The organism is Segatella hominis, assembly GCF_004535825.1.
Classification (GTDB): domain Bacteria; phylum Bacteroidota; class Bacteroidia; order Bacteroidales; family Bacteroidaceae; genus Prevotella; species Prevotella hominis.
This window is the reverse complement of sequence record NZ_SGVY01000013.1, coordinates 46993-72749: the sequence shown is the minus strand read 5'-3', so window position 1 is coordinate 72749 and position 25757 is coordinate 46993. Positions and strand designations below refer to the sequence as shown.

General features: G+C 53.4%; 29 protein-coding genes, 1 tRNA gene and 1 pseudogene. 4 read left to right on the top strand and 27 right to left on the bottom strand.

Annotated features, from left to right (window positions below):
* Nucleotides 1-14 precede the first annotated feature (14 nt).
* Nucleotides 15-287 (bottom strand): co-chaperone GroES, encoded by a 273-nt coding sequence (locus EXN75_RS06755; RefSeq protein ID WP_022111401.1) that lies wholly within the window; start codon nucleotides 285-287, stop codon nucleotides 15-17.
* 286 nt (nucleotides 288-573) lie between these two features.
* Here EXN75_RS06755 and EXN75_RS06750 point away from each other — a divergent pair, with 286 nt between their 5' ends.
* Nucleotides 574-2196 (top strand): Na+/H+ antiporter NhaC family protein, encoded by a 1623-nt coding sequence (locus EXN75_RS06750; protein WP_134843247.1) that lies wholly within the window; start codon nucleotides 574-576, stop codon nucleotides 2194-2196.
* Here the strand turns inward: EXN75_RS06750 and EXN75_RS06745 are convergent.
* The 26 genes from EXN75_RS06745 to EXN75_RS06620 all read right to left on the bottom strand — a co-directional run bounded on the left by EXN75_RS06745 (nucleotide 2193) and on the right by EXN75_RS06620 (nucleotide 23521).
* On the bottom strand, nucleotides 2193-2393 hold the full coding sequence (locus tag EXN75_RS06745; protein WP_134843246.1) for a hypothetical protein: 201 nt from the start codon (nucleotides 2391-2393) through the stop codon (nucleotides 2193-2195). The two genes, EXN75_RS06750 and EXN75_RS06745, sit on opposite strands and share 4 nt — an antisense overlap.
* Nucleotides 2394-2815: 422 nt before the next feature.
* Nucleotides 2816-3640 (bottom strand): DNA adenine methylase, encoded by an 825-nt coding sequence (locus tag EXN75_RS06740; RefSeq protein WP_134843245.1) that lies wholly within the window; start codon nucleotides 3638-3640, stop codon nucleotides 2816-2818.
* A gap of 352 nt (nucleotides 3641-3992) precedes the next feature.
* Nucleotides 3993-4943 (bottom strand): hypothetical protein, encoded by a 951-nt coding sequence (locus EXN75_RS06735; RefSeq protein WP_134843244.1) that lies wholly within the window; start codon nucleotides 4941-4943, stop codon nucleotides 3993-3995.
* A gap of 382 nt (nucleotides 4944-5325) precedes the next feature.
* Entirely contained in the window at nucleotides 5326-5847 is a 522-nt protein-coding gene (locus tag EXN75_RS06730; protein WP_134843243.1) for a hypothetical protein, read from the bottom strand.
* Nucleotides 5847-6725, bottom strand: a complete 879-nt coding sequence (locus EXN75_RS06725) for a hypothetical protein (protein ID WP_134843242.1) — start codon at nucleotides 6723-6725, stop codon at nucleotides 5847-5849. The genes EXN75_RS06730 and EXN75_RS06725 overlap by 1 nt, the downstream gene beginning before the upstream one ends.
* Before the next feature lie 12 nt (nucleotides 6726-6737).
* Complete coding sequence (locus tag EXN75_RS06720) at nucleotides 6738-7109, bottom strand: hypothetical protein (RefSeq protein ID WP_134843241.1); 372 nt, start codon at nucleotides 7107-7109, stop codon at nucleotides 6738-6740.
* A gap of 21 nt (nucleotides 7110-7130) precedes the next feature.
* Entirely contained in the window at nucleotides 7131-8477 is a 1347-nt protein-coding gene (locus EXN75_RS06715) for an RNA-directed DNA polymerase (protein WP_134843240.1), read from the bottom strand.
* A gap of 443 nt (nucleotides 8478-8920) precedes the next feature.
* Nucleotides 8921-10408: a hypothetical protein gene (locus EXN75_RS06710; RefSeq protein WP_134843239.1), complete on the bottom strand. Its 1488-nt coding sequence runs from the start codon at nucleotides 10406-10408 to the stop codon at nucleotides 8921-8923.
* Nucleotides 10409-10420: 12 nt separating this feature from the next.
* A complete protein-coding gene (locus EXN75_RS06705; protein ID WP_134843238.1) occupies nucleotides 10421-11644 on the bottom strand; it encodes a hypothetical protein in 1224 nt (407 codons plus the stop codon).
* Nucleotides 11644-12297 carry a hypothetical protein gene (locus EXN75_RS06700; protein ID WP_134843237.1) on the bottom strand — a complete coding sequence of 218 codons (654 nt, stop codon included), beginning with the start codon at nucleotides 12295-12297 and terminating at the stop codon, nucleotides 11644-11646. The genes EXN75_RS06705 and EXN75_RS06700 overlap by 1 nt, the downstream gene beginning before the upstream one ends.
* Complete coding sequence (locus EXN75_RS06695) at nucleotides 12297-12827, bottom strand: hypothetical protein (RefSeq protein ID WP_134843236.1); 531 nt, start codon at nucleotides 12825-12827, stop codon at nucleotides 12297-12299. The genes EXN75_RS06700 and EXN75_RS06695 overlap by 1 nt, the downstream gene beginning before the upstream one ends.
* A 7-nt stretch (nucleotides 12828-12834) precedes the next feature.
* Entirely contained in the window at nucleotides 12835-13113 is a 279-nt protein-coding gene (locus tag EXN75_RS06690; RefSeq protein ID WP_134843235.1) for a hypothetical protein, read from the bottom strand.
* Nucleotides 13110-13673: a hypothetical protein gene (locus EXN75_RS06685; protein ID WP_134843234.1), complete on the bottom strand. Its 564-nt coding sequence runs from the start codon at nucleotides 13671-13673 to the stop codon at nucleotides 13110-13112. Before EXN75_RS06685 ends, EXN75_RS06690 begins: the two co-directional genes overlap by 4 nt.
* A 4-nt stretch (nucleotides 13674-13677) precedes the next feature.
* Nucleotides 13678-14631, bottom strand: coding sequence for a hypothetical protein (locus EXN75_RS06680; RefSeq protein WP_134843233.1), 954 nt, complete (start codon nucleotides 14629-14631; stop codon nucleotides 13678-13680).
* 42 nt (nucleotides 14632-14673) lie between these two features.
* Nucleotides 14674-15279 carry a DUF6046 domain-containing protein gene (locus EXN75_RS06675; RefSeq protein WP_134843232.1) on the bottom strand — a complete coding sequence of 202 codons (606 nt, stop codon included), beginning with the start codon at nucleotides 15277-15279 and terminating at the stop codon, nucleotides 14674-14676.
* Between the two features lie 8 nt (nucleotides 15280-15287).
* Nucleotides 15288-17399, bottom strand: coding sequence for a phage tail tape measure protein (locus EXN75_RS06670; protein WP_246031319.1), 2112 nt, complete (start codon nucleotides 17397-17399; stop codon nucleotides 15288-15290).
* Between the two features lie 220 nt (nucleotides 17400-17619).
* Nucleotides 17620-17832, bottom strand: a complete 213-nt coding sequence (locus EXN75_RS06665; RefSeq protein ID WP_134843230.1) for a hypothetical protein — start codon at nucleotides 17830-17832, stop codon at nucleotides 17620-17622.
* Between the two features lie 23 nt (nucleotides 17833-17855).
* Complete coding sequence (locus EXN75_RS06660; RefSeq protein ID WP_134843229.1) at nucleotides 17856-18191, bottom strand: hypothetical protein; 336 nt, start codon at nucleotides 18189-18191, stop codon at nucleotides 17856-17858.
* A 44-nt stretch (nucleotides 18192-18235) separates the two neighbouring features.
* The gene (locus tag EXN75_RS06655) at nucleotides 18236-18679 is read right to left on the bottom strand and encodes a hypothetical protein (RefSeq protein WP_134843228.1); all 444 of its coding nucleotides are present in this window, start codon (nucleotides 18677-18679) and stop codon (nucleotides 18236-18238) included.
* Between the two features lie 7 nt (nucleotides 18680-18686).
* Nucleotides 18687-19859 (bottom strand): DUF2586 family protein, encoded by a 1173-nt coding sequence (locus tag EXN75_RS06650; protein WP_134843227.1) that lies wholly within the window; start codon nucleotides 19857-19859, stop codon nucleotides 18687-18689.
* A 4-nt stretch (nucleotides 19860-19863) separates the two neighbouring features.
* Nucleotides 19864-20232 (bottom strand): hypothetical protein, encoded by a 369-nt coding sequence (locus tag EXN75_RS06645; RefSeq protein WP_167639469.1) that lies wholly within the window; start codon nucleotides 20230-20232, stop codon nucleotides 19864-19866.
* Nucleotides 20233-20266: 34 nt separating this feature from the next.
* Complete coding sequence (locus EXN75_RS06640; protein WP_167639468.1) at nucleotides 20267-20653, bottom strand: hypothetical protein; 387 nt, start codon at nucleotides 20651-20653, stop codon at nucleotides 20267-20269.
* Nucleotides 20654-20662: 9 nt separating this feature from the next.
* Nucleotides 20663-21127, bottom strand: a complete 465-nt coding sequence (locus tag EXN75_RS06635; RefSeq protein ID WP_134843225.1) for an N-acetylmuramoyl-L-alanine amidase — start codon at nucleotides 21125-21127, stop codon at nucleotides 20663-20665.
* Nucleotides 21128-21146: 19 nt separating this feature from the next.
* Nucleotides 21147-22247, bottom strand: coding sequence for a phage major capsid protein (locus tag EXN75_RS06630; RefSeq protein WP_246031318.1), 1101 nt, complete (start codon nucleotides 22245-22247; stop codon nucleotides 21147-21149).
* A 62-nt stretch (nucleotides 22248-22309) separates the two neighbouring features.
* Nucleotides 22310-23302: an HK97 family phage prohead protease gene (locus tag EXN75_RS06625; RefSeq protein WP_134843224.1), complete on the bottom strand. Its 993-nt coding sequence runs from the start codon at nucleotides 23300-23302 to the stop codon at nucleotides 22310-22312.
* A 147-nt stretch (nucleotides 23303-23449) separates the two neighbouring features.
* A tRNA-Met gene (locus EXN75_RS06620) sits at nucleotides 23450-23521 on the bottom strand.
* Nucleotides 23522-23706: 185 nt separating this feature from the next.
* Here EXN75_RS06620 and EXN75_RS18480 point away from each other — a divergent pair.
* From EXN75_RS18480 to EXN75_RS06610, 3 genes and pseudogenes are all read left to right on the top strand, one after another.
* A pseudogene (locus tag EXN75_RS18480) lies at nucleotides 23707-23862 on the top strand (terminase gpP N-terminus-related DNA-binding protein); the annotation flags it as partial.
* A 57-nt stretch (nucleotides 23863-23919) separates the two neighbouring features.
* Complete coding sequence (locus tag EXN75_RS18160) at nucleotides 23920-24186, top strand: hypothetical protein (protein ID WP_246031321.1); 267 nt, start codon at nucleotides 23920-23922, stop codon at nucleotides 24184-24186.
* Nucleotides 24187-24188: 2 nt separating this feature from the next.
* Nucleotides 24189-25757 carry a hypothetical protein gene (locus tag EXN75_RS06610; protein ID WP_134843222.1) on the top strand — a complete coding sequence of 523 codons (1569 nt, stop codon included), beginning with the start codon at nucleotides 24189-24191 and terminating at the stop codon, nucleotides 25755-25757.

Sequence of the window (25757 nt, the reverse complement as noted above, 5' to 3'; positions counted from 1 at the left end):
TTTTACCTTTAAAACTACTCTTCTACCACAGCGAGCACATCGCTTTGGCGCATCATCATATACTTCGTACCACCAAATTCAAGTTCAGTACCAGCATATTTTCCGTAAAGAACGGTATCGCCCTCTTTAAGAATCATCTCTTCATCCTTCGTGCCCTTACCTGTAGCAACGATTTTACCACGTTGTGGTTTTTCCTTTGCTGTATCAGGGATAATGATTCCACCTACTTTTTCCTCGGCTGGTGCAGGAAGTACCAGCACTCTGTCTGCTAATGGTTTAATATTCATGATTCTATATTTTTTAATTGTTATGACATATGATTGCGTTTACACCGGAATCAGACCCGATGCTTCACACCCACAACATATACGAAAAATGTGCCAAACCAGAAAGGCTGACACATTGACACTCTTAGATACTGACATTTTTACATAAACGCAGCATATCTTTACTTTTTTCAGAAATTTCAAGCATTTTATTTTTTCATTCGGGATATTCTTCTTAATTTTGCCATCGAAAAGAATCATATACATTATTAATATATACATTTATATAATATACAGCAATAAAATTATGGATTACAATATGATAGGCACCGCATGGTCGCTCCTTCCCCCTATCGTTGCCATTGCACTGGCTCTGAAAACGAAGGAAGTTTATTCTTCACTCTTCATCGGCATCATCTTAGGAGCCGTAGAATACTGCATATCTATGGGTACGGGCTTAGACGGATTTCTCGTCCATCTCACCAACCATACCGTCATAGAAGGAGACGAAACCAAAGGATACGGACTGATACATTGTCTCTCAGACCCATGGAATGTCGGCATCCTGATATTTCTGGTATTATTGGGATCCATCGTATCCCTGATGAACAAGGCTGGAGGTTCAGCAGCATTCGGCAGATGGGCATCCAAGCACGTGAAGACCAAGATGGGGGTTCAGATAGCCACCATCCTGCTGGGCATACTCATCTTTATCGACGATTACTTCAATTGTCTCACGGTAGGTTCAGTGATGCGCCCTATCGCCGTTCGCAATGGCGTGACCAAGGAAAAATTAGCTTATCTTATCGACTCCACGGCAGCACCCGTCTGCATCATCTCCCCGATCTCCAGTTGGGCTGCAGCAGTTTCCGGTTTCGTTTCTGGAGGAGAGAACGGACTCGCCCTCTTCTGCAAGGCCATTCCTTTCAATTTCTATGCCTTCTTTACCATCCTCTTCATGTTTGGTATAGTTTGGTTAGACTTTGATTTCAAGGCGATGAGCAAATACGATGCCCGACTGAAGGAATGGTATGAAAGAACCAATGGAGGAAAGCTCGACGAAGTGAGCGGCACCAAACTGCACATCGTAGAACATGGTGTGGGAGCCAAGAAGGGCGAAGAAGCAACAGCCAGCAAGGGTTCCGTAGCCGACCTTGTGATACCGATAGTCCTGCTCATCATCTTTTGCATGACGGGCATGGTATATTCCGGCGGATACTTTGATGCAACCAGCGACAACTACCATCATTTCGTAGATGCCTTCGCTGCAAGCAATGCCTCTGTAGGACTGGTCATCGGTTCATTAGGTTCCTTCATCCTGACCATCATCCTCTTTGTATCCCGCAAGACATTAGCGTTTACCGATGCCATGAGTAGCCTCATCAAAGGCTTCGAGGCGATGGTACCAGCCATACTGATCCTTACATTGGCGTGGACGTTGAAGAGCATGACCGACTCATTGGGAGCAGCAGAATACGTATCAGGCGTAGTAGCCAACAGTGCAGCCGGACTACAGCAACTCTTACCAGCCATCATCTTCATCGTGGCAGCATTCTTAGCCTTTGCCACAGGCACCTCATGGGGCACCTTCGGCATACTGATTCCAATCTGCATCGCAGTATTCCCAGCTGCCGAGCCGCTTCGCATCATCTCCATTTCAGCATGTATGGCAGGAGCAGTGTGTGGAGATCATATCTCCCCAATCTCCGACACCACCATCATGGCAAGTGCCGGCGCCGAGTGCAAACATGTGCATCACGTATCCTCCCAGTTGCCTTATGCCCTCACGGTAGCCACGGTATCCTTCATCACCTTCCTGGTAGCTGGTTTCACCCAACAGTTGGGCATATTCGGCAGTGCTGTCGTATCATGGATATGCGGCATCAGCTTATTGGCAGGAGCCCTCTATGTATTGAAAAAGAAGTTCTAATCCCTTACCACCACACATTCCTCCAGTCTCAACACCCCTTCAGCAAGCCGGTTCTCACCATACGTGAGGTGAAACTTATCGAGGAATTTCTGGGCGAACCAGCACGCTCTATTGAAGATGTGCTTTAATGAACTCTCATGATGCGCATCGTTAGGTGCTAATGATGCGCTTTTATAAGTGCTAATGAAGCGCATCATTAAGGTGTATAAAAGCGCTTCGTTAGGTTGCTATAAAGAACTATAATCGCGAAAACGATTTGTACAAATTTTCAAAACGAAATGTGCATTTTTCCCCATTTTTTCGCGGTTCGTCTTCCAGCTTGGAATATCATTTAAAAGGCTTTTAATCGGTGTTTAAACGCTGCTTAAAAGCCTTTGTTTTTCAGTATTTTACAGTCGTGAAAAAAGTTTGTATTTTCCGTGCAAATAATACTTAAAAAGTTCGTTTTTCTCAGTAATTTTTCGTATCTTTGCAAAAGAATTAATGAGGCTGTTTTCGGCTTCAATTTGTCGTGTTGCATCCATTTTGGAACGGCGAAAGTTTGCGCTTTTGTCGTTCCATCTTCAAGTTGTTTCGCGTCTGTTTGTCTCTGCTTGTGAAAGCCTGAGCAAATAAAAGTTTACAGTTTCGTGATCATAATGTCTTTGTAAGCTGCAAAATCATTTATTCTGCTGTTCTGTTCGTACTTTTGTGCGCCATTCAGCAGCGTAGCATTAAACTGTTTGTTTATCCAGTCGCAAAGCTCAATTATCTGGCTTTTGCCTGATGTAAATAAAACATATTTTGTGCCGTTCAGTAGCGTAAGAACGTCTAAATAGTCTTTCAGCTGCCAATATGTGTCGGCTTTGTATGCGCTGTGTTCTGTCTGCAAATAAGGAGGATCGAGTAAGAACAAAGCCTTTTTGTTTTCCTTGTGAGCCTCGAAAAGTTCGCGGTAGTCGCAATGTGTCACTTCAAGTCCTTGCAGGTAATTTGTCACGTCGTAGTCGGTTTTTACCATTCTATTGTACATGGTTTGTTTGCTTAGCTGCTCATAACTTTGCGCCCAGTTTCCCGAAAACAAAAGTGAGCCTGAAAGCGTGATGTAATCGACCGCGTGTTTCTTCTCTGCCTTAGCACATAGCTCCAGTATTGTTTTTTTTGTTTCTGCGGGGATTTTCTTGTTGTCTGGTACAGTTGCAACCAATGGCGCAATAGAACGCAACAGCGCGTTTGTATTGGCCACATTTGCCAACCTTTGGTCGTAATGGTCGAAGTCGTTATAAATAACGCGGCAATTTGGTAGCATATCTTTTGCCACACGCGAAAGTAAGCCAGAGCCGCCGAAAAGGTCGACCACTGTGTCGATGTCGTCAGCTTGTGCAAGAACCTCACGAAAACGCTTAATATAGTAGCGTTTAGAGCCTCTAAATGGCAGAGGCGAGCTTGAAAACCGTTTATTCATTCAGCTTTTTGCAAATTATATTTAATTTATTTTGTTTTTATTTTTATAAAGTGTATCTTTGCAGCAGGTTTGTTAGCTACGGCGACGTGCAGAACCCTGCCGCAGGGTTTTAAGTTCGAAATGCTATGGCCGCGAGAGTATCGCGAGCTCCCCTATGTTGGGGTTATAAGCAATATTTTGACCCGTCCCTTTGCTCCACTGTTATTCTCCGTTTGGTAGCGAAAATGCTCCCGATTATTTGGATAACAACTAAAAACTGGCAAATAACCATTTTTTAAAAGCACGGCATACATTGAGTTACGACCGCAGGGACTTAAAAGAGGAACGCAAAGCGCACCTCTTTTTTTTTGCCCTATTCCATGGAAAACGAACGATAATAAGTGTACTTATATACGGGATAAGTCTTTCCTTTTACAGTCTGTGTCCCTATCTTTCGTTTTAGCCGTCTCAGATGATACTTTAGCTTTAGGATATTACCGCCCACGGCAACCGAGCCGTCAGCGTTGTAGCTGACTATTTGAATGCCTATCTGAGTGTAGGCACTGTTTTGCGTGTGGCTACTTTTTTTATTTGTCACCTTGTTGCGCACGCCTGCCATTCGGTAAATCTCATTACCGCTTGCGTCGTTGGCCTCTTGCACCACAAAAGGACGGCACAGGCCGCCAAGTTCGCAGTTCAGCATATTGCCATATAATTTCTGGTCTTCCACCTCGATGCAGCGCGGCACATACCAAGTGTTTGGTGTCGATGTATTCAAAACGACGCCCTTATAATGCACATACTGGCGTTTTGGTGCTCTCTTGATGCGCTTTCCTTTGTTCTTGGCGTATGACTTCGCGCCTCCAGTGCTACGCCAGCGCGAGCGGCGTTTCTTGCGCACCATGATTATTTTGCAGCCCTCTGGTAGGCTTCCGTGACGAATATAAACCGTGCCGCTCACAATCTTGCATTCCAGATTAAGGCTCTGTCCCTCCAATTTCCAATCACACAGCCAGTCGTCGCCGTCGTTGATGCGGTAGTATTTGCGGCCGTCAGGAAGGTGGACGTACTGGCTTACCCCAGTGTTCTGTCCGCTATTGCCATTTGGTAGAACCACAAGCCCGTAGTCGGCAAAACCGCCGATTTTTACCGATTTCGAGCACCTTACGACACACGGGGTCGTAAGCGTGTCGAGCTGAGTTTGTGTTATGTCCTCCTTGGTCAAAAGCGGCATTTTCTCAGCGAGAATGTCTTGCAGGTAAGTGAGCACCACTTGCGGCACCTGCTTTATTTTCTCGCTTAGTGTCTGATTACTCTCCAGCACGGTAAATTTTGCGTATTCGTAGGACTCGCCACTGGCAGAAGAAGCAAGCGCGGCCGTGCGGTAAGTTCGCGCCTCCTTGTATGTCTCGCCGTCTGCCTTTATGTCCTCCGTCTTCGTCGTGACGTTTACAAACTTGATGTTAGCCGACGGCGTAGGCTTTGCGGCCAGCGTGAAAACTTCTCCGCCGATGAAAGCGAGCCCCGTCTGTGTGCCGTCTGGCTGTCTCAGGATGTATTTGTTGCCGCCGATGAAACCAAGCTGCTGTAAAAGGGTGATTTGCTGCTGTATGAAGTCCAGCGTTTGCGTGGATAGCGGATATTTCCCCTGTCCGCCAGATGCGGTTGCGGTGTTTGTATAATTTCCTTTTTGCATGATGTTAAGTTTAACTTATCGGCGTATATATCGCCTGTTTTGATATTAATTTATAGCTATCGACCAAAGCCTTGATGTCGGCGAGGTTCGTTTGGTAGAGGTCAGCGGGAACGGCCACCATGAAGCTGTTTTGCTGTGCCGTAAGCATGGCCTCGTTGGAAAGCACAGGGACGACCAGTTTGTTGTCCTGATATTCGCCCTTTTCATTGAAGCTGTCTTCTGCCGTTGCTATCGTTATACGGCTGCCGGCCTCAGTGATGGCATACAGCCAGTCGCCGTCCCGCTCTATCGTCAAAATCTCGAATTTTGTGCCGCTTGGACTTGCAAAAGCATCATTCAGCACAGCGCGAAGATAACAGACCTGCCCGTTATGGGTCAGTCGGTAGATGTGGACGACACGCGCTTTCGTAAAAGCGTCGTAAACCGCTTGCAGTCCGCCGAGAGCCGCGCGAAGCACCCCGAAAATGAGCTGCTGGCGGTAGAATGTCGGAAGAAGTTGCAAAACGAGCTTCTTTAAGTCGATTTCAAACATTATTCTATCGATTTATATTCTTTATATGTCACGTTGGCACTGCCGCCCTCTATCTCGTAATATCCGCTATAAGGGCGGTTGTAGCCCACAACTGAAGAATAGCGGTCGGCGTTTCGGGCTTTCGCCTGTATGCCACCGCTTGCGCTGTCGATGTCCACGACCACGACCGCGGGTATCGACTTTATGGCCTCCAGCAGGTCGGTGTTCCTAAAGATGCCATTAAACGGCAAATTTGTGATGACGGACAGCACGGCATCGTCCACAGGTTTTGAACCGTCCGAAAGTTCGCCGCGCTCATTCATAAGGGTGGGGTCATAGTACACAAAGAGGTTTATTTTGATAAGGTCGGCCTCCTCATTGCGAAGCTGCACGCTTACACCTGCGTCCTTTATCTCGTTCACATATTGCTTCAGGGCGGAAAACTGGCTTTTGTTCAACAGGCACGGCTTGCCGTTGTCCGTCTGTCCTGCTACCTTGATGTAAACCATGGAGTCGTCCTCCGTGGCTACGGCATATTTAATGATGCGGGCTTTATTGATGTCGGTGTCACTCATTCCGCTGGTGTCGTAGCGGTCAGTGTCGGAAACGAGCTTATAACCATACATAAAAGCCTTTACCTTGTTCACATACCAGCGTAGTGTATGAGGTTCGAGCTGTTCGATGCGTGTGTCCACCTCCGCGCTGTGCTTGTCAAAAAGCGTCTCGACCGCCCAGACGGCGACCGCGAAGCAATAAAACAAAATGCTTTCGATGCTCACGGCACTAAACTGCTGGTCGAACGACTTGCGAGCGTCCAGCCCGTAGGCATTGACAACAGCGCGCTCCTGAGCGAACGCCGTTGTCATTTCCTTTTTGATGTCTGATATACTGCGAGCCATAGGCGTGATGCTTTAGAGTTCGCGGGCTAACAGCTCGTCGATCGTCTCCTTAACCACGCGGCGGTTGTCCTCAAAGTCTTTGAGTTCTTGCGCGTGCTGGTCGGTGTCGTTGCCATTTGCGAGGATGGCTATCTGGCTGTCGATGTCGTATTCCGTGCCTATAAGACCCGCCACGAACTTGGCGCGGCGGTTGTCGTCGTTCACGTCCTTGGCTTCCACCAGAGTGCCGCCGTCAGGCTGCGAGCCTGTGTAGGCATAGCCCTGCATGATGTCGTCCGATTTCTCGTTCTTAACTTCTGCCTGTTCCTCATTGAGGTAAAGCAGATAATGTTCGTCGTCGAACTTCACAAAGTTCTTTCTGCCGATGTAACTAACCTTGTACATGATGATATTTTTTATTTGTTGTTAAACTGGTCTTACCGTATAGAAGCAGTGTCCCTTTTCGAGCGGCTGGCGGATAATCTGACAGCGCACGGGTTCGGAAAAGTCCACGCCCGTGAAGTCTTCCTCCAGCTTCTTGGAACCCGTAAAGGTGATATGCTGCACCCAACCCATGAGCGCGGCGGTCTTGGCTTCGTCTTTCCAAAGCAGCTCGCCGTCCTTGTTTTTCAGTTGCTCGAAAATTTCGTACTGAATGGTCAGGCAGTTGCCGTCGTTTCTGCTCGATGGCTTGATGTCCACCGCCTGCACGTGAAGTTCACGGTTCAGTATGGTGTCGATGTGCAGCTTAGAGCCAGTAAGGGTCGTGCCCGTCTTCTTAACCTCAGTCCATTCTTTCATAATATCTAAACTCCTTAATAAATTGATGCTGTTACAGTGAACCATGAAGCCGAGGCGCGAGGCCACCATCAAGCGTATTTCTTTCGATGTATGGCCTTTCTTCCTTAGCTTCGCCACAATTCTACACAGTGCCTTTTTGTTGCGCTTGCGCGCCTTGCAATAGGCATGTCGCGTGACATAGCCCACAAAGTCGATGCCGCGGGCTTCGACGGGGAATATCTGGTAATTGCCTTTCATCTGCAAAAGCCGCTCAGTGTTTAAATAGTGATTAATAAACACTTCAACACCCTTTAAGCGGTCTTTGCTGCTGTCGAGAACCACGATGTCGTCGGCGTAGCGGTAATAATAGCGAGCGTGCAAAACTTCCTTTACCTGATGGTCAAGCTCCGAGAGGTACACATTCGCGAAATACTGGCTTATGTAGTTGCCGATGGGCACGCCGTCCGCGCTGTCGATGATGTCGTCCAGCAGCCACAGCAGGTCGGGGTCTTTGAACTTCTGCCGTACCACCTGCTTCAGTACGCTGTGAGTGATGGACGGGTAGAACTTGCGAACGTCCATTTTAAAGCAGTACCGCGTCCCGTCGGGGTCTTTTCTCAAATCGCGGCGCAGGTTGCGCAGCAGCGTATGAAGACCGCGCCCCTTTACACAAGCGTAGGTGTCGGCCGTGAAGCATCTCACCCAGATAGGCTCAAGCACTTGCATTATTGCCCACTGCACCACGCGGTCGCGGTATGGCAGTTTGTAGATTTCACGGCGTTTAGGCTCATACTTGATAAAGACGCTATATTCCGATGTGTGGAACGTCTTGTTTACGAGGTCGTTTCTTATGCTCTCGATATTGGCCATAAGGTCAGACTCGAAAGCGATTACCTCAGAGCGTTTGCGCTTCTTCCTGCTTGCATTGAAATGGGCTTCCAACAAATTGGGCACCGAGCAAATTTGCTCAAAAAGATAACCTTTTCTTTTCATGTCATTTCTGCTTTGCATAGTCGGGAACTTTCGAGGCGGCGAGCCGTCCTACTAATACCCTTTTTGACTTTTATCTTTTGCCGAGAGGCATGGCTCCTTCCATATCGCTGTATTTCTCTATTTGCAAAGTATAGGGGCGACGAGTAGTTCGTGTTCGTATTCGTGGCCGCGTTGTTCGTATTCGTGTAGGACGCGCCTGCATTCGTACCGTTGTTCGCGTTACCGCCAGCCGCACGCACGCGAAGACCCGACGCGGGGAAGTCCGCCAGCGGTTTACTCCAAACCGCAAATTATATCTTTTTCGTGCCTCAGAATTTTGGCCGCCTTGCGGCGGCGAGAGAAACACCCTCGCCGCCTGCCGCCTCACTGTTTCAGCTCAACAAGTCAAAGAACATTTTTATTTAATTTATTCACTTATTTTTTTCGGTCGCTTTCGCCCACGCTTACGCAGCCTGTTCGATTATCGGGTCGCTCTCAAAATAGCAGAGGGGCGACGAGTAGTACGTGCTCGTATACGTGGCCGCGTAGTCCGTATACGCGTAGGACGCGCCCGCATTCGTACCGTGGAACGCGCTACCGCCAGCCGCACGCACGCGAAGACCCTTGCTTGTGTTGGCGTTTGTATAGAAGTAGTCACAATAACAGGTCGTAGGACTGCCGCCCACTTCCGTAGGCATACAGCAAAGACCGTTGTAACTCTTGCGTTTGATGTAGCCCTCAGAACGCGGGCATTCCGCCACTTTGATTTTGTCGCCTATTGTCGAGGGATCGAAAGCTGCAAACATTGAACGCGAAATGTACACTTCGCTCTTTTCGTCGCCAGCGTTCATAATGAGGCCGCGAACCCAACGCCACAGACTGCCATAGCCCGCGTGAACCAGTCCGAAGAAAACGGGAACCTTGAAAGCCTTGTATGTGCCCTCGTCGGTCGCGTCTGGCAAATTGTAGTCCACCAAGCAAACGCCGTCGCCTGCCTCCAGTCCCACACTTGTAGGTATTACGGGATAATAGCCGTTATAGTTGCCCCAGTCTGGCATATCGGTGACTCCAGTACCGAAGCCGCCCTGATAAAGTCCGTTAGCGTCTTTGTCGGCGTTAAATGTCGCTTGGCTGTTCTGTGTGCCCATGATAACCTCGAAAAGGAACTCGACCACGAACTGAGCCACAAACCAGTTGGCCTCCCAGCCCTCACCACGTTTACGGGCGTATGTGCCGAAACTGGTAGTGCTTATGTTGGTGGCGGGCATTCCCAGCATGGTGAGTTGTGCCGCGTCCGCCTTTGGTGCCTTGGTGTAGCTGCTTGCATTGAGCGCGGAACCACCGCCGCCACGGAACTGCTCAGCGTTTGAAATGACGCTGCAAAGCAGCTGGTTCGTTCTGTCCATTACACCCGCGCCGAGCCAGCTTGTGCCGCCCGCAGGGATGCGGATGCTCACGCCGTTGCCCACAGGCTTGTCGAACGTGATGCACTTAACCTGCACGCCGCCCTCATTGAAGATATTCGCGATAAATCCGTTCCAGCACCACATACACTGCCCCTGTGAGCCGTCGAGAGCCGCGGGGCTGCCGTCGGCGTATTTCGTGCTGTCGGTGGGATCGAGCTTTCGCTTCTTGCGGTCGTCGGTCACGAGGTAGCGACCGAGCCCCAGCTTTGCAGGCAGGTCGCGCAGTGCCTGAAGACTGCCGTAGTAGCCCGCCGCCGTAGGTGTGGCGTTCGCGGTGTTCCAGTAGCGACCCGCTATCGGGTTGCCTGCCTGAGACACAGCGTTGGCCAGTTCCATGCTGTGCGTCTCGCCCGTTTCGTCCATTACTTCGATGCGCATATCCTTGAGCGCGCCCTTTGCAGCGTCCAGCTCGTTGATGCGCTTGCCATTCTGAAAGGCTGCCAGCATTGCCACCACGCCTTTTTCCTGTTCTGCTGTTAATGCCATAATATTTATATGTTATGTTAAACGTATGTTTCCTTGTTTGTCGAGGCGTATGCCGCCGCTGGTCAGTCTGATGCGTGGCGGTACGACCTCTATTTTGATAGTCTTGTAATACTTAGTCCCTTGCGTAGGGATGACATGTACGCGGGTGCTGCCCGCCTCACGCGCCTGTATCTCGCCGCTTGGCTCCACCTCGATGCTCTGTCCGTCCGTCTGGTATATGACGTTTTGGGCGCAGCCGTCTGGCTTCACTCGCGGCTTTATGTATTGCTTGGCGGGGTTTCCCAGCGTGACGGTTTCTGGTGCCTCCACCTTTAGACCGTTCGGGACACCCTGCACCACCTGCTCGGCTCTCGCGATGGCAATCTCCATTTCGCCGCGTGTCGCCTCCAGTCTTTCGGCGGCTGCCGCTGCCTGCTGTCCCGCCTCATTTGCGTAGGCGGTCGCCGTCTTGGCCTTGCCCGTCGCGTCAATGCTCTCTGTGGTTGCCTTTTTCGTCGCGTCGGTTGCGGTGGTCGCCTCTGTGGTCGCCGTCTTTGCGTTCTTTGTCGCGGTGTCTGCCGTGGAAGTGGCGGCGATTGCCTTTTTCGTCGCGTCGTTCGCCGCGTCGGTGGCTTTCTTACACGCCGTCGTTGCTGTATTGGCGTTTGTCGTGGCCGTCACCGTGGCCGTGGTTGCCGTCTTGGCCTCAGATGCGGCGTTTTGCGCGTTTTTAACGGCCGTGTCGCTTTTTTCCTGCGCCACCCTTATAAATTCCCGTACATCTGTGTCGGCGCGTTCTGCGGCCTCCATTGCGGGCTTTTGCAGTTCCAGTATGTTGGCGGGTGTGAAGTCTTCCCACGTGAACTTATAGCCGCGAGTATATGCAGCCACACAGTCGCTTTCTATCACTCCCTCGGTGTCGCCCATTTTGTCCCAAAGCCAGATATGCAGACTTTCGGGATAATAGACATTTTGCACGCCGTCGCAAAACAGTGGGTTGTTCTGCGCGAGGTGTAGCTCATGGTGCAGCTCTCCCTCGCCGAGCCCGTGGTCTTTGAATATCACCAGCAGGGCGTCGCCGTCCGCCACGCAGTTGGTGAGCACGCCGTCCTTCCGCGATGCCTTAACCGATTTGCTGCCTACCCAGTAACGTAGCTCGAAGTCCACGTCGGGCAGTGCCACGACCTTGCCTGTTCCGTCGCGGAAACGCTCACGGATAACAAAGTCGGATTTTACGTTTATGTGTCTTGTTTCCATTACGTCAGCCTTATGTTGCCTTTTCCGTCGAGCCTCATGCCGCCGCCCGTCAGCCTGATGCGCGGCGGCACTACTGCGATGGTCAGTGTCTTGTAAATACTTGTTTTAACCGTGGCTACCACGTTCACCTTGCCCATGCCCTCAGCCAGCGGGATGATGCGGCCGTCGGGTGTCACCTCCAGCACGTCGCCGCCGCCGATGAAAAGCAGCGAGCCGATGCCAAAGGCGGGCAGGGCTTTCGCTTCGATGCGTGGTCGCTGCTGGTTGCCCAGCGTCACCTCCTTGGGGCAGTCGGTAATTTCCAGCCTTGTGGGCGCGGCGACGTTCTGAGAGCTGAGCACGCTCACGAGGTTGTCCACCAGCGCGCGGGTCGCCTCCGTCTTCTGCGTGGCCGCGTTTGCCTCCTTGGTTGCTGCGTCCACGCCCGCCAGCCTGTTGTCTATGTCGCTGGTTATCTCCTGCACGTTGGTGCCGAGGAACAAAGCCAGCGCGTCCCTCACGTTGCCGCAGGCTGTTATGAGGTCGGCGAAGAGGCTGCCGACCATTTCCACGGTAACACTCTTTGTTACCACAGCGTCGCGAATGTCCCGCGCCCGCTTCTCCAGTGCGGAGGTGTCTATCTCCGCAACCTTGTTTTCTGTCAGTTTCACCATTATGCAAATGTATCGTCGAATTGGTTGCCGAATATTCGGGCGAGTGTCTGCCCGCTCTCGCTGGTCACCTCCTTGCCCTCACTCAGTTGTTTAATAACTTTCTTAGCCCTGTTCACCACGATGCCGTCCTCACGCTCCGTTTGCGCGTATGTGCCGCTGTCGAACTGTGAGCCGATGCCAGAGAGCGTCCAGCCCTTTGCCGCCGTCACTTCGTCCACGATCGTGAGTTCGCGGCGCGGTGGCCGTGGAATGATGCAGCCAGCAAAATATTTCTTTGTAGCCGTCAGCAGGGCTTCCATTTCCTTTTGCGGAATGTCGGTCGCTGGCTCTATGCCCTGCGCGGCGTATGTCTTTTGCACAGTAGCGTCCACAGTGTCGGCCAGCTCCCAGTCGAGCGTCTGCCCGTCTTCCAGCTTCGCCGTGATGCTGATGCCGTTGCGCTCCGCCAGCGCGAAGATGCCCTCCACGCCGCCCAGATATTGCACGGCGATGTCCGCGAGGCTCTGTCTGTCCTTTACTGTTATCTGCATAGCTGTATTATGTTATGTTTATCGTGCCGTCAGCGTCCACCTTTACACGGGTGACTTCCACGCCTGCGGCCTTTATCATTTTCTTTGTCTCTTGCGGCCAGAACACGTCCTTGCAGCCGCCTTGTAGCTGCCTAACCGCCGCGCCTATGAGCGGGCGTTCCTTGAACTCGCCGCGCTGTGCGAGGAGCACGGCTTCCACCGTCTGCCCGTCGCTATCCGTGACGACCGCCCTCTTGTGCTCCACAAGCAGGTCGCCCGTGCCGATGTCCGTTATTAGTCCGTTCATTGCTTTACCTTTTCGTTCTCGTAGTCGCCGCGCTTGCTCTCCGTCAGCTGCTGACCCGCCCAGCTTGCCACGCCTCCCTTCAGGGCTGCGCCGCCGTCTTGCGGAACTGGCGACCAACTGGCAAACGCCTGCTTGAGGTTGTTGATGTCCTTTTCTATGAGGTTCAGCCGCTTGGTGATGTCTTCCACCTTTACCAGCCCGCCGAGCGAGCCGCCGTTCATACAAACTCCCTTCTCATTTACCACGACGCTGGCCGTGTCGGTGTCCTTGACGACCACCTGCGCCTCCTCTATGTCGTCGCACAGCAGAACCATGCCAGCCGCGCCGTCCTGCACAAAGCCCACCATTACAAAGCTGTCCTTTCGCGGTATCTGCACCACGCCGACCGCGCTCTCTTGGTTCGCTTGCAGGTTCACGCCCAGCAGCGGCGCGTCCTCATTGAGCGGCTGCACGTCCACCGTGCGGGCTGTTTTGTCCACCGCTGTGACGGTGCCTACCGTGAAGCCCATGCCCTTGCCGCTGTCTCCAGCGAGCTGCCTAATCATTGTCGCGATGTTCATGTCCTTACTCTGCTACCCTCAGCCCCAGCGTTATTTCTTGGCGATAACCGCCAGAGCTGTATTTTATGACATTCTTTTTCACCTGATAAATGCCCATGGTTGCGCCGTCTATCTTGATGCCCACCGTGTCGAGCTTGTCGACCAGCTTGTAGCCGAATGTCGTAAGGCTACCCTTGAGGCCATCGCGTTTCAGTCGTTTGATTTCCTGCTCCGCCCATGCCTTTAGCTGGCTTTCCGTCTTGTTGTATGTGGTGATCGTTCGGCGTTCGCCGTCAGCGTCGCCGACCTCCACCTTTATTTTTTTGTTGTTGGGCATGATGCTCACCGCTTTCACGTTCAGCCGCATGGTGTCGGCTTTCTGCTGTTCGAGGCTCTGGTCGTTTATGATGTTCACGCCAGTGGCGAACACTTGCGATGCGGACGTGCCGCGCTCGAATATCACACCCGCGTATAGCACGGGCTTGCCGTCCTCATACCGGTAGAAAGAACGAATGCCGCTCTCTTGCAGCTTGCCCAGCAGACTGGCCACCGTGTCGGCCGTGACGCGGTACGCGCCCAACGCCTGCTCGCCCATGACCTTAACGTCCGTTAGCCCTTGGTCTTTCAACAGCTGCTCCACCGTCACGCTCTTGTAGGTCTTCTTTACGGCTGGCATTTGCTTTAGCTTAAACATTTCGTCCTCGCAGTACAGCACAACGGGCGTTTTGAAGCCCACCTCCTTGACATAGCCGACGAAAGCCAGTTCGTTGCTGCCGTCGTAACCGAGCCACACCTTGACGGTATCGCCGCGCTTGACGGGGATTTCCGCCGCGCCGTCCCACTTTATTTTCTTGGGCAGGGTGATTTTGCAGATGTCCGTCAGCTTCTCAGTGTCGCGGGTGATTTCCACCTCAGTGACAAAATCGAGCTGCCACGTCTTTGCGCCCGCTATCTCTATTTTTGCCGTTAGCCTGTACATGATGAATGCCGTTTAATGGGGTATTAAATACCGTTTAACCGTTTATTTGTATTCCGTGCTGTACACGTTGTAGTCGCCGTCCGAGAGCAGGGACAACTCGATGGGCTGGTAGTTGCTGTGTGTGGCTTGCGTCACGCTAAAGTCCTGCACCACCACCTTGCTGATGTCGAAAAGTTCCAAGAACTCAGAATGCACATAAATGGCCTCTTTCACGTCGAAGAACTTGCGCAGCTGTGTAATGCCGTCGGATGGGTATTCGTCCACGATTTTGCCGCCCTTGATGGCTTGCACGCCCACTATGAGGTTGATGCCATAGTCCCCGTCGTTTATGTATTCCTTGACGGTTCCGTCCATTCCCACCAGTTGGGTGGTGACGATGTTCTTGCGCTTCGATATGGCGGCTATCGCGTCGTTCACCGTCAGCTCCTCGCCGCTCTCTTTCCTGAATGTCAGCTCGCAAAGCGCGTAACGGCCAGCCCAGAAACTTTTATCTGTGTACGGGCTTGCCACTTCTTCGGCCAGTATGCTGCCGCCCGCGCCGTCCCAGCTTGGCGATGCCGTCGTGCGGGCGGGCTTGAAGCGGTAGAGGTACCCCTTGGCCTGCACGGCCGCGGACGCTGCCACAAACTTAAAACTGATTGGTAACATTTCCTTTTTTACTCCATTGCTAAGTTGGTATCGTTCAGGGCGGACAAAAGGGCTTGCGCCACAACGTCCTTCACACGCTCCGCGCTCTCTTGCAGGTTGGCGGTGTGTATCTCCAGACGTTCCACGAGTTTGTCCACGTGAATGCTCACGTTTCGGATTTTGCCGCCGCTGTCAGAACTGCCGCCGCTGCCCGTCTTCTTGCTGCTGGTCTTCCCAGCCGTGCCTCCCGTAACGTCTGGCACAGACGGGGTCGGCACGTTCGGCACGCCTGCGGGCGATGTCGCCGCCTGCTTGCCCTGCCTCTTGGCCGTCTTCTTGGCGTTCTCCTTTTCTCCCGCTTTCATTTCGGCGGTGTAAGCGTCGTTGAACGCCTTGCCCACCTCCTTGCCGTAGCTGCTGTATGCGCCCCTGAGCTTGTTAAGTGCCGCCGTGATGCCTCCAGCGTCCAGCTTAAAGGCCGCCTTTATGAGGTCGCCTATCGCCCCGAAGGTTTGCTTTGCGAGCTGTCCGATGCCGACAAACACGGCTTTGAACGCCGCCCACAGTCCCTTCAGCACCGCGCGGAACTTCACCGACGTGTTCCAGAAGTAAACGCCCACGGCGATGAGCGCGGCGATGGCCGCCGCTATCCAGCCGATAATCGGGATGTTCATTATGGCGATGCTCACAGCCCTGCACGCCGAGACTGCCGAGAGCTTGAAAGCCCCGAAGCTCACCGATGCGATGCCAGCGAACGTGGCGGACGCGCCGCCAGTGGTGACAAGAGAGAGCATGAACGCGCCCAACGCCTTGATGCCAGACCAGATGCCAGCGGTGGCGAAGCGAAGCAGCGAGAGGGTGGCGCGCCCCACGTTTCCGACGAAGCCCAGAGAAATGCCGTTTGTGATGGCCGTCTGGCTGCCCATGAGCGCGATGCTCACCGCCGCCGAGCGTGCCATGGTGGCGATGCGTCCGAGATAGGAGGCATAGTTCAGCGTTACCACAAACTTGATGGCCTTGCCTGTTCCAAGTATAAGGGGCATGAGCTGAGACACGGGGACGAGCATTCCTGCCATGATGCCGATGTAAGAAGACACGCCGCCCGTGAGTTGTGCGAAGCTTATCTTTAGATCCTCTATCTTTTGACGGAAGCGCGCCTTTTTCTCAGCCGCGCTCTCCATGATAACGCCCGCCTGTTCCACCGCGCTGTTTGTCCCAGTCACAGCCTCAGTGAAGTGCGCCAGCGAGTCGGTGCCCTGCACAAGCGCGCGGGCGGCGTTGGCGTTCTCCATGCCGAAAAGTTTACTGAAAAGTGCCGAGTCGCTAAGTATGGGCTTCAGCATCTCGAGTCGTTCTTTCAGGCTCTTGCTTTTGTCGCCCAGTGCTATAACGTCGATGCCCGCTTTCTCCAGTTCCTCGCGTGTGTCCTTTGGCAAGAAACGCCCCTGCGATAGTATCGACAACGTGTTACGCAAAGCCACGCCGCCCTCGCTGCCTTTCTTGCCCGCCTTGTCGAGCACCTGAATGGCGGCGTTCGTTTCCTCAAAGCTCACGTTTGCGGCCTTTGCCGCCATACCGCATTGCTCCAAGGCCGCCTTGATGGCTGGTAGCTCCGCGCTTCCTGCCTGTCCGGCCGCTGCCATTGTGTTCATCATCTCAGCCATTTTGCGGCTGGCCTCCATAGGGTCGGCGAGACTTACGCCGTACTGGTTCATGGCGGTGGTCAGAACCTCAGCCGCTGCCGTGCCGTCACCTCCCATTAGCTTGCTGGTCGTCTGTATAGCGTCGCCCATGGCTTTGAGGGCTTGCGGGCATTTGCCCAGCTCTGGCGTGAGCTGAGAGAGAAGCAGCTTGTAGCCCTGCACGGCCGTGCCTGCGTCCGACCCGAACGTCTTCGCGCTCTCGCGGGCGTAGCTCTCTATCGTTTTAAGACCCTCGCCAGTGACACCAGCCACAGCCGAAAGGTCGTGCATCTGACTGTCGAGCTCTACGTTTGCCTGCCCGAAGTTGCGGAATGTGGCAGAGAGCTGCTGCACGTAGTCCGATGCCAAATTGAGCTTTGCAAGTCTTCCAGCCCATTTCTCACACCACGCGCAGGCACCCTGCGCCTTTTGCGTGAAAGCGTCGGTCTGCTGTGCCATTTGGGTAATGGACTGAGAAAAATTCCCGTTTATGTTAAAATTGTAATTAAAAACTTGCATAGTTCAATTTATTTTGTTATATTTGCAGCCGTGTTAAATATAACGGCAAAATTATGATAGAGACGGTATTTTTATTTTTGGCTAAGGTGGTAACGGTGCTCGTTGGCGTCGGTCTCCTTGTCATGCCGTTCTATCTGCTCGCCACTTTCTGCCATGCCATTTACATGGATTTGCGCTCGCCGAACAAAGCGGACAAAACGCGCGCTAACACCTCAGCTTGATTTTTCAGCCTTATTTCTTCCAGCCACAAAGCCTCGGCGTACCATTGCGCGAAGTCGTCGTCGCTGCCCGCCGTCGGGTCGATGTGCAAGTTGGAACGAATGAGCGCACAGGCTTTCACGAACCCGTCCTTGTCTTCCTCTCCGTCTTCCACGTCCACCCGAAGCAGGTGCGACGTTATGCGTTTTTTAGGCTGGCGGACGCGCCGAGCATGATGTTGTTTAGCTGTGCCATTGTCGGTACGAACAAAACAGGGTCGGTGCGCATAAACTCGCTGCCGCCGAGCCAGCAGCCGTCGAACAAGATGCCGCCCGCCTTTACTTCGTCGGTCTTCGCCACCTTGGTGCTGGCCGCCATGGTCTCCATGCTTGGACGCTTGAAATAGCCGACGTGCTTTTCGTCGCCGTCTTCCACCTCGATGCGGGCGACCTTGCGGTGCTGCCCTTTCCATATTTTCACCTGCTCAGCGGTAACACCGCCGTCATATACTTTTTGTTCCTGTATCTTTGCCATAGCCTAAATACTGTTTAAATACCTGTTTATTGTTGTTTAAATGTTTATTTGTTGTGCCACTCTATATGCGACATGATGAGGTCGAGGTCGATTTCCTGCTTGGTGTCTCCCTCTTTCCAGCTGCGCGAGTTCTTCGAGAAAAGGCAGTTGCGTAGCTTGTCGGTCACGATCATGCCGTTTGCGGGCAAGTAGCTCACGGTGATGTTAAAAGGCGCGATGTCCTGCAAGCGTCCGCTTGGTGCCTGCCGCTGTATGGAAACGACCTCCTCCTGCAAAAGGGTAATTTTGCCTTTGCACGTGATGCGCCCCTTTCCGTAGCCGACGGGGTAACGGCCTGCGCCGTACACGGCGTTCACTTCTTGGTCGTCCTCATATTCCACGCCAGTGATGCCAGTCACGGGCACGCCCGCGAGGGAAACAACGATGTCCGCCCAGCCCACGACCTCACCGTTCACGTAAGGCACGCCGTTCTTAATCTGTATTTTCATTCTGCTGTTACTCTAAGGATTTGACAAAACCGATTTTAACCTTGAACTTTCTAACCACGCCCACGGGCACGTTCTTGATTACCACCTCGATGGTGCTTGTGCTGAGCACGTCCTGCTCGGGGTCTATCTCCGCCTTGTAGCCGCTCAGCTCTCCCGCCTTTTCCATTTCCTCCAGCGGTATGTTTGCCGTCGTTTCGAGGTGGCTTACGGTGTAGGATTGCAGCTTGCCCGTGTCGGGGTCTATATAGACGTTTCCGCCCAGCTCAGGTGTGAGGTAGGTGCGTATTCCGCGGACGGCCTTGTCCATGGTTCGCACGCTCTCTATGGCGGCGTAGTCGCTGGTCGCGCTGTCCATGGTGTGGCTGTCGTTCCAGTAGCTGCCAGCCACGCCCACCACGGTGTTGAGGAACAGGTAACGGGCTTTGTCGAGCTTTTCCAGCTCCGCCTTGTCTATGTTCCTGATGAGCTTGCCGTCGCCCAGAGCTGGCACACTGATGCCAGACGGGAAGTTCTTTACCCACGCGATGCACTCATGCACAGCCGCCTTTGAGAGCGTGCCGAGTGCCACGCCGATGGCCGACACGGAGGCCTTGGTGCCGTTTCCTTTGTCCGCGTAGAGTTTCGCGCCCGTCCCGCTGCCAGCCTGTGCGATAACCACGCTTACGCGCTCAGAGCTTGCGGCGAGGTTGGTTGGAAGCGACTTGTAGTCTTTCACCTTTGGCGCGTAGAGCACCGAGAGAGGCGCGTTCTGCTTGTCGAGAGCGTCGGCGGCTGCCTCCAGCTTGGTGATGTTGTCGGCGGTCACTTCCGTGTCGCCGTTCCAGATGGCCATTTGCCTGATGGCACCCTCCGCGTAGTTCTGCACGGTCGCCACCTCAGCGAAGGTCATTTGCTCAGGCTTCGAGAAAAGACCCACAAAGAGGCTTATGCCGTCGTTGATGCGGAATATCTCCTCAAGCTGGTAATGCAGCATCTTGACGCTCCATTTGTCCGAGTCGGCCGTGATGCCCAGCTCTTCGGCCTTGTCGATGGTGCTTATGGCCTGCACTTGGCCGTTTGCGAAGGCGGCGGGTATGTCGCCCTGCAAAAGGTAGGCGATGAAGCCGCTCACATGGTCTTGGCCGTCCAGCGACTTGGCCACGTTGCCATTCTGGCGCACGATTGTTAAACTTGTTGCCATTGTATTATTTTTTGTTTTTACGTTTGTACTTGATGAAGCCCCAGACCAGCAGGACGCACAGTAGCCCGCAGAGCCATGAATTGAAAATCGTGTGTGCGGGCTGTGTTGTCTTTTCCTTTGTCTTGCTGTTCGTGTCTGCCAGTCTCTTGCCTTTGTCCTGCGTCTGCCTCTGCACGTTGGTTGCGGCCTGCTCGCTGCTTCGCTGTGCGGTGCTGTCCTTGCTCTGCACGCTCTTGCGGTGCTTCACGGCTGCCTTCACTGGTGGCAGACCCGTCGAACTGTCGGCGGGCTGTGTGGTGTCGAAGATGATAACGTCCGTTTCGCTCTGGCTGTTCTGCTCATGCAGGTGGGTGAGCGTCTTGCCTATCTCCACCCTCACCATGCTGTCGAGCCTTTGCTGGTAGTCGTTATTTTCCTGCGTCGTCGTTGTCTGCTCCGTTGTCGCGGTCTTCGAGCTTTTGCAGCTGGCGAGACACAGGGCAATTGTCAGCGTGAGCGCAGGAAGGTATTTTCTCCACTGCTTTTCTGAATTTATCCACGTCACGGCGTAAACTGTTTATTTCCTTTTTAAGCGGCGTTACAATACCATCGACCAAGATGTCGTTTGCCTTGCGCACGTTCTCCAGTTCACTGTCTTTCACGCCAGCGAGTTTTTTCTGTACCTCCGCCCGCAGGCTGTCGATTTCCGTCTTGTACTTCTGGCTTTGCAGCTTCGCGCCGAGCCACGCGCCCAGCGGTGCGCTAATTGTCGCCGTCAGTGAAGACACGATGAGGGTTATTATTTCGCTGCTCATTCATTTTAATTATTGTTTGATACCTATGCTTTCAAGCCACGCGGGTACGTCGAACGACGGGCACGCCTTGGCCTTGTTTAGTTGGTGATGGCCGACGATCATTACTTGCGGGTGTCGCTCGTGGAAGTCCAGCACGTATTTTCTGAGGGCTTCTTTCTGCGCCGCCGTGCGGGTGTCCTGCGGGGTCTTGCCGTCGGCTGCCAAGCCTCCGGCATAGACGACGTGTCGGCTTACGCTGTTGAAGCCTGCCGCCCCGTTGGTTATCTCCCAGCTGTCCACGTTGTCGTCTTCGTTGTTCCTCACCAGCCGCTCCACACTGCCGTCCAAGTGGAAAAGGTCGGTATATCCCACCTGCTTCCACCCGCGACCCACAGGCGGCGGCGAGGTGTGCCAGCGGCGTATTTCCGCTGCCGTCACCTCACGGCCTGCCTTTGTGGCTGTGCAGTGAATGACCAAATATTTTAGCTTTGCCATTCTTTAGCGGGTTATATTGTTAAGATGCCTTTGCGCTCACGACGGCTGCGCGTGTGCAGTTGTCCTTGAGCGGTAGGGCTAAGTTCCATTTGCGGAAGTTTACGAGGTTGCGGTGGTAGAGCGGATCGGTCACAGCGTCCTGATGGTAGAACTGCACCGAGCCGTTCGCTTTCATCATGCTGCCCACATGGAAAGCGACCGATGCCTGCGCGTCCGTTGCCCCTGCCGCCTTTCCAAACGCAATTTTGTTGAGCGTTGTCTGGTTGAAGTAAGGACAACCGTTGTATTCGTAGATGTCGAAGCCGTACAGGCGGGTAATTTTGCCCTCCGTGTCGTTGATGTTGTAGTGCTCCGCGTAGTTCTTCGATGTCTCCAGCAAGTCGTTGCTGTGGTCAGGGCAAAGAACGAGCACGCGGCCGTCCTGTGGCATTTTCATCTTATCGCACTCGCGTTTCAAGTTCACGAGGTCGGCGACGGTGAACTTCTTGCGGCCGTCCACGGTTTCGCCCGTAGTGGCGAGGACTGGCGTCTTGCCCGCCTTGTGGCCGTCAGGCGCATAGGCATGGATTGCCTTTTGCCATGTGGTCTCCTTTAAGGCTTCGCGGTGACGCTCCAGCACGCTGCCCATTTTGTCGTAGCTTACGGCGTGCAGTTCGTCGTCGGTCACTGGTGTGGCCTCTGTGTCGAAGCGGTCGAGAGAAACGGGCTTGTCCGCGTCGTCCAGCTTGGTGATATTGAGCGGGTAGGTCTTGTTGTTCACCAGCACCGTAGGGTCTCCGCCAAGCTCAGTGAAGTGGATTACGTCGTTGTTCACATACTGGTCGTATGAGCGTACACGGTCATACCAGCCCACCGCTGCGGGCGGTGTGCGGAACGCCTTAATCATTTCGCCCGTCCACAACTCAGTGAACACGCCAGCGCGCGCCACCGCCTTGGGCAGGAAAGGCAAGAGGAAAAGGGCTACCAAGTTCGCCACTACTGCACCCGCCAAAGGCTCGCCGCCCAACATATAGGCGATGCCCGCGCCGATGGCTCCGTTGATAGCCACCTTTGCCGCGAAGCTGAGCGAGGCCAGCAAAAGCATGATGCAAAAACTCAATACTTTCTTAAATCGTTTCATTCGTTTTGTTATCTGTTTTAATTGGTGTTTAATGCCGTTTAAATAGTCGTTTAACGCGCCCCTTAGTCGTCGAGCTTCGGGCAGTCGATGCCGTACTCTGCCTTGTAAAGGCGCATATACTCCTTTGGGTTCTCCTTGCGCATTTTGCCGATTTGGTCGGCTGGCACCTCCGAGAGCTTGGCAAAGGTGGCCTGTTCGTGCTGGCCTCCCTGTGGCGCGTCCTTGCTGGTGTCGATCACGTCGTTAGGCTTGCGCACAGGCTGCATAAGCTCCAAAGTCTGGCGCAGGGTCTCCGCGCCCGATGTCTTGCCGAGATTGATAAACATATCCTTTTTGTCGGCTGTGATGCGGTGTTCCTTGATGGCGTTCTCCACCTGCGCCGTGATGGCGGCGAGGGTCAGCGTCTCCGCGTTGTCCGCCTTTGACTTCATGGCCTTAATGGCGGCGTGTACCTGTTCCTCGGTCGCGGTCTCAGGCAAGCCGAGGAGCAAAAATGTCTCTTTCTTCATGTTGAATGTGTTAATGTTATCGTTTGACTGTGCCTCCGCCTCTGGCTCAGGCTTCGGCGTTTCTTCTTTCGAGAGCTTCACAAGTGGCAAGAGGTCGCAGTCCTGACCAGCCGCCAGCTCCAGCAGCTTGCCGCCGCCGTACAGCTTCAGGGCTTCGTCGTTCGCCCCTATGTCCACGATGCTGACCTCCACCAGCTTCGACGATGTGGCGGTAGCGCGGGTCTGTCCCTGCAAAAGGTCTTTAGGCTCCACGCTGTACTCAAGTATTTCGATGCCTGCCGAGCACATATTGAGGTAGCCGTCCTCCCATTTGCTCGCTATCTTCTTGGCAAACTCGTCCTTTTCGTCAAACTTGGGCGTGCCTATCAGGCGGTCGCCGTCCACTCGCAGGTTCTCCATTTTGCCGATGGGCATATTCTCGCCGCCACGGCGGTGCATCCAAAGAAGCACGGGGTTCCTGCAATATTGCGTCGTGTCCAGTCCTGCCGTCAGCACGCGGCTGCCGTAACAGTTCAGTCCACTGGTGTTAATAACTACTTCTTTCATATCCTTGTTTTTAATTTAAAAGTTCTACTTAAAAGGTGGCGGGCTTCACAGCTGGCCACCGTTCCGATGGTGTTTCGTTACCCTAATAAATCTAATAACCTTAAACTCAAAAATCGTAAATTATGACTAAAAACTAAAACCTAACCGTTGCGGTGGCAGGACTCGAACCTGCAACCTCTTGGGAATGAGCCAAGCGAGCTGCCGTTGCTCTACACCGCGATGAAACACGACCGCAAAAGTCGCGACTTTTCCTGAGCTACAAAAATAGAGTGTCGAAGTTTGACACTCTTTTTTTATTTTCGCCGAAAAATGGGGACTTTTGCACTCGTATTACGCCGATGCCTGCCGCTGTGCGATGCGTCGGCGTTTGTTTTAGTAGTAACATAAAAGCGTTTAAATTATGAATGATTACAAAGAAAGAACTTGAGGATAAAAAGGACTACGCCCGCCTCCTCTATATGCAGGGCGAACAGCAGAAAGTAATAGCCGAGAAAGTGGGCGTGTCAGCCCAGACCATTACAAAGTGGGTGAACGTCGGCGGATGGGTAGAGCGACGAGCAGCGCAAAACATAACACGCCCCGAACTTGTTAATAAGCTATTGCGCACGGTCGACAAGATGATAGAGACCGTTAATGACAGCGACGACCCAGACGCGGCCAACGGCTTGGGCGACAAGCTGGCCAAGTTCGCCGCCACTATCGAAAAGCTCGACAAGCACACCAGCATCGTGGACGTTATCGAGGTGTTCATGGCTTTCTCCAAGTGGTTGCAGTTTCAGGCCGAGTTCGACGAGGATATTACGCCTGAGCTTTTGAAGACCATTAACAAGTATCACAACCAGTACATTAATTATCTGATGCAAAACAAACTTATCAATAAGTAAAAATGCCAAAGTACGACAAACTTACGCCCAAAGAGGCGTTGGAACTGTGGAAGGCTCACTGTGAGGACGTGCAAGAGGCCACCACCGTGAACACCCACGAGACAGATGCGCAGAAGAAGCAGCGCATTAAACGCCTGCTTTCCGACTATGGCGCGTTTGTCGACTATTACTTCCCACACTACACCACGAACCCGCAGACGGGCAAGCAAACGCCGTGCGCGCCGTTCCACCTCAAAGCCGCGAAGCAAATCATTTGCGACAAAAATATAAAGGCGGTCTATAAGTGGCACCGTGGCGCGGCGAAGTCCACACACTTGGACATATTTATCCCGATGTGGCTAAAGGCGCAGATATACGGCGGGGCTTCGCTCCGCCAGTTTTGGGTCATGGTGCTGGTGGGCAAGTCTCAGGACAACGCAAACACGCTGCTGGCCGACTTGCAGGCCGAGCTCCAGTACAACAAGCGTTACGCCGCCGACTTCGGCGAGCAGTACAACAACGGCACATGGGAGGAGGGGTCTTTCGTCACAAAGGACGGCACAGCCTTTTTCGCCCGTGGCCGTGGACAGTCGCCGCGTGGTCTCCGCTATCGTTCCCACCGTCCCGACTACATAGTCATAGACGACTTGGACGACGACGAGCTTTGCGAGAACCCCGCCCGCGTCTCCCGCCTCACCGATTGGGTGAAGGAGGCTCTTTTCGGTGCCTTGGACGGCGGCCGCGGCCGCTTCATCATGGTGGGCAACCTTATTTCCAAAACGTCGGTACTGGCCAACATCTGCGCCATTAAGTCCGTAAAGGTGTCGCAGGTCGATATTTTGGACAAGGAGGGTCGCGTGTCATGGGCGGCGAAGTGGACGCGCGCCGAGGTGCAGGCGATTGAGGATTTCGAGGGGTACCGCTCTTTCCAGAAAGAGTACATGAACAACCCGATCGTGGAGGGTGCCGTATTCCGTCAGGACTGGATAAGATGGGCGAAGCGTCCAGCGTGGCGCGACTTCACCGAGATAGTGCTGTATATCGACCCCGCTTGGAAGTCCACCGCCAAGAACGACTACAAGGCGGCGAAGCTGTGGGGAAAGGATAAACAGACGCGGCTCTGGCATTTGCGCGCCTTTGTACGCCAGACCACCCTCAGCGAGATGGTGCGCTGGTGCTACGACCTCTACGAGTGGGCGCAGCAGCAGGGCATAGCAGTAAAGTTCTACATGGAGGCCAACTTCATGCAGGACAAGCAGCTTGAGGACTTCGAGACCGAGGGACAGCTTCGGGGCTACCAGCTGCCAATATTGGGCGACAAGCGAAAGAAGCCCGACAAGTTCCAGCGTATCGAGGCGGTCGCGCCGCTGTGGGAGCGCGGCTTCGTCTTCTACGATGAGCAGCAAAAGGACGACCCCGACATGGTGCGCGCCGTCGATTTCACGCTGGCGTTCCAAAAGGGCATGCGCGGCCACGATGATGCGCCCGATGCCGACGAGGGTGCTATCTTCCTGCTGCAAAAGCATTCGAGCATTTCCAAATTCACGCCGTCTTTCGGTAAACGTCGGTCGGCTAAAAACATAATGTGGTAA

What these genes read in the sequence shown, in the direction of transcription:
- EXN75_RS06755 (WP_022111401.1), bottom strand. Translation starts at nt 287, where the DNA reads ATGAATATTAAACCATTAGCAGACAGAGTGCTGGTACTTCCTGCACCA.
- EXN75_RS06750 (WP_134843247.1), top strand. Translation starts at nt 574, where the DNA reads ATGGATTACAATATGATAGGCACCGCATGGTCGCTCCTTCCCCCTATC.
- EXN75_RS06745 (WP_134843246.1), bottom strand. Translation starts at nt 2,393, where the DNA reads ATGATGCGCTTCATTAGCACTTATAAAAGCGCATCATTAGCACCTAAC.
- EXN75_RS06740 (WP_134843245.1), bottom strand. Translation starts at nt 3,640, where the DNA reads ATGAATAAACGGTTTTCAAGCTCGCCTCTGCCATTTAGAGGCTCTAAA.
- EXN75_RS06730 (WP_134843243.1), bottom strand. Translation starts at nt 5,847, where the DNA reads ATGTTTGAAATCGACTTAAAGAAGCTCGTTTTGCAACTTCTTCCGACA.
- EXN75_RS06725 (WP_134843242.1), bottom strand. Translation starts at nt 6,725, where the DNA reads ATGGCTCGCAGTATATCAGACATCAAAAAGGAAATGACAACGGCGTTC.
- EXN75_RS06720 (WP_134843241.1), bottom strand. Translation starts at nt 7,109, where the DNA reads ATGTACAAGGTTAGTTACATCGGCAGAAAGAACTTTGTGAAGTTCGAC.
- EXN75_RS06715 (WP_134843240.1), bottom strand. Translation starts at nt 8,477, where the DNA reads ATGAAAAGAAAAGGTTATCTTTTTGAGCAAATTTGCTCGGTGCCCAAT.
- EXN75_RS06710 (WP_134843239.1), bottom strand. Translation starts at nt 10,408, where the DNA reads ATGGCATTAACAGCAGAACAGGAAAAAGGCGTGGTGGCAATGCTGGCA.
- EXN75_RS06705 (WP_134843238.1), bottom strand. Translation starts at nt 11,644, where the DNA reads ATGGAAACAAGACACATAAACGTAAAATCCGACTTTGTTATCCGTGAG.
- EXN75_RS06700 (WP_134843237.1), bottom strand. Translation starts at nt 12,297, where the DNA reads ATGGTGAAACTGACAGAAAACAAGGTTGCGGAGATAGACACCTCCGCA.
- EXN75_RS06695 (WP_134843236.1), bottom strand. Translation starts at nt 12,827, where the DNA reads ATGCAGATAACAGTAAAGGACAGACAGAGCCTCGCGGACATCGCCGTG.
- EXN75_RS06690 (WP_134843235.1), bottom strand. Translation starts at nt 13,113, where the DNA reads ATGAACGGACTAATAACGGACATCGGCACGGGCGACCTGCTTGTGGAG.
- EXN75_RS06685 (WP_134843234.1), bottom strand. Translation starts at nt 13,673, where the DNA reads ATGAACATCGCGACAATGATTAGGCAGCTCGCTGGAGACAGCGGCAAG.
- EXN75_RS06680 (WP_134843233.1), bottom strand. Translation starts at nt 14,631, where the DNA reads ATGTACAGGCTAACGGCAAAAATAGAGATAGCGGGCGCAAAGACGTGG.
- EXN75_RS06675 (WP_134843232.1), bottom strand. Translation starts at nt 15,279, where the DNA reads ATGTTACCAATCAGTTTTAAGTTTGTGGCAGCGTCCGCGGCCGTGCAG.
- EXN75_RS06670 (WP_246031319.1), bottom strand. Translation starts at nt 17,399, where the DNA reads ATGGCACAGCAGACCGACGCTTTCACGCAAAAGGCGCAGGGTGCCTGC.
- EXN75_RS06660 (WP_134843229.1), bottom strand. Translation starts at nt 18,191, where the DNA reads ATGGCAAAGATACAGGAACAAAAAGTATATGACGGCGGTGTTACCGCT.
- EXN75_RS06655 (WP_134843228.1), bottom strand. Translation starts at nt 18,679, where the DNA reads ATGAAAATACAGATTAAGAACGGCGTGCCTTACGTGAACGGTGAGGTC.
- EXN75_RS06650 (WP_134843227.1), bottom strand. Translation starts at nt 19,859, where the DNA reads ATGGCAACAAGTTTAACAATCGTGCGCCAGAATGGCAACGTGGCCAAG.
- EXN75_RS06640 (WP_167639468.1), bottom strand. Translation starts at nt 20,653, where the DNA reads ATGAGCAGCGAAATAATAACCCTCATCGTGTCTTCACTGACGGCGACA.
- EXN75_RS06635 (WP_134843225.1), bottom strand. Translation starts at nt 21,127, where the DNA reads ATGGCAAAGCTAAAATATTTGGTCATTCACTGCACAGCCACAAAGGCA.
- EXN75_RS06630 (WP_246031318.1), bottom strand. Translation starts at nt 22,247, where the DNA reads ATGAAACGATTTAAGAAAGTATTGAGTTTTTGCATCATGCTTTTGCTG.
- EXN75_RS06625 (WP_134843224.1), bottom strand. Translation starts at nt 23,302, where the DNA reads ATGAAAGAAGTAGTTATTAACACCAGTGGACTGAACTGTTACGGCAGC.
- EXN75_RS18160 (WP_246031321.1), top strand. Translation starts at nt 23,920, where the DNA reads ATGATAGAGACCGTTAATGACAGCGACGACCCAGACGCGGCCAACGGC.
- EXN75_RS06610 (WP_134843222.1), top strand. Translation starts at nt 24,189, where the DNA reads ATGCCAAAGTACGACAAACTTACGCCCAAAGAGGCGTTGGAACTGTGG.